Origin of the sequence: Pseudomonas sp. GD03862 (genome assembly GCF_029840855.1) — a bacterium.
Taxonomy (GTDB): domain Bacteria; phylum Pseudomonadota; class Gammaproteobacteria; order Pseudomonadales; family Pseudomonadaceae; genus Aquipseudomonas; species Aquipseudomonas alloputida.
Genome location: NZ_JAOCDI010000097.1, coordinates 1 through 1,749, shown reverse-complemented (window position 1 = coordinate 1,749; position 1,749 = coordinate 1). Strand labels below are relative to the sequence as shown.

The following is a 1,749-nucleotide window of genomic DNA, read 5'->3' as shown; positions in this document are numbered from 1 at the left end:
CTCGGGTAGCCGCACGGTGTCGATCGAGCTGACCACCACTGCGCGGGTGAAACCTAACTTTCTCGGGCTGCTCACCTCCGGCGGCGGTGGTGGTTTAAACGCGGGGATGCTGTGGTTCAACATCTTATCGCTCAAGACGGCCTACAACAGCCTGCAGAAGAGCGACGCACCGGAATACACCCTGGGGTTCGCTTCATCTGTTTTCGGGGTGATCGGTGCAGCGGCGGCAACAATGGTCAGCGTGCGGGCAACGCATAAGGCCGTCATGCTGAGATTAAGTGCCACAGCGCCGGGCATGGCCTTTGGCAATGGGATTATCAAGTTCTTGGGTAGCAATCTGTTTGCGCGTTTAGCCGGTTACCCGGCAATTGCATTTAGCTTGCTTTCTGATATCTCCAAAGCAAGGCGCCAGAAAGCGAACGGCAATCAAGCGGCTGCCGATTACACGTTGACTGGTGGTTTCACCATGGCTGTCGGTTCCGCTGTCGTCCTTGAAGCAGGACTTGCAATCGCGGGCGTGACATCGGTTGTGCCCTTTGCCGGATGGGCCGCAGCGGCCCTTGTCCTCGTAGGAGTAGCCATCATTGCAGGAGGCCTCTACCTGCACGCCAAGGCACATGAGCACCTTCACAGCCCAATAGAACTGTGGGCAGCACGTAGCATATTCGGTAATCGCATCAATGATGGAGAGTCGCACGCTGACATCAACTTGGACTTTGACAAAAAACTTCCTGCTTTCACCTCACTACAAACAGAAATTAAGGCTTGGCACAATGAACATTACGGACCCAAGCTACTATCCGCCGAGCAGGCCCTATCCCTCGGCATAACTAAAGTCGACACCCGATGGCATCAGAACAACCACTGGTCGCCGCCAAATTGGACAGCTATCACACATAACGAAGTAGCCACATCCCAACCAACCGTAGAATTCACAGTGCTGCTGCCTGCGTTCAGGCTAGGCGTAAGTGAATGGTCAGGAAGTTTGAGTTCCCTCCGTGACGACCAAGGAATTGACGTTTTTCCAATCAGCCCGACCGGCCACATCGTAGATGCTGGCTTAGTTCTACATTTCGAAAACACCCTAGCCAACCAAAATCATGTCTCACTTCATCTAACCTACAACGCCAATCAAGGCCTGGACGAAGATAATGAGACCCTGTCAATTTTTCGTCTGGAGCGCTGATCATGGCAACCATCTGGATATTCAATTCAGGCTCAAGTTCAGGGCATAAGCCCGCTATTGGCGGGCAACTATCAAGCTTGTCAAAAACCACCTTATGCCTGAAAAACCCCTGGGTAACAGACTCAGTCTTTATGGGAAAGCTGTACTGTGCAATGACCATTGCGCTCGTTGTCTTCACCTACCCTTACTTACTAACCAGTGAAGCCTGGAACCCATACACCTTTAGTCATACCTTTATCCTCCTTACACTAATTACACCTTTCATCTTCCTCCCATTCTTAGCCTATCGAATATATTTCATAAAACGCCTATCAAGTTTCTGCTTCAATCGGTCAACCCAAAAAATCTATTACCAACGTCTGAGTAAGGTACTAATATTCGAATGGGCCAACACCGGAGGTGGCATCTTCAAGCGCACCGAATACGGCGGCTCATCGTTCAGCACCAGCTATGCCCTCGCCTTCGCCCCCCGCCGGGAAGACGGCAGCCTGCATCAAAAAGACTGCCTCTGGGTCGACAGCAACGAACCCACCGAACCCGGCGTCAAGCATGTGGCCGAAGTG

The 1,749-nt window shown here is 52.1% G+C and carries 2 pseudogenes; both read left to right on the top strand.

Going from position 1 to position 1,749, the window contains the following annotated elements:
* A pseudogene (locus tag N5D53_RS27470) lies at positions 1-1,186 on the top strand (hypothetical protein); the annotation flags it as partial.
* A gap of 2 nt (positions 1,187-1,188) precedes the next feature.
* Positions 1,189-1,749 (top strand): annotated as a pseudogene (locus tag N5D53_RS27465) (hypothetical protein); the annotation flags it as partial.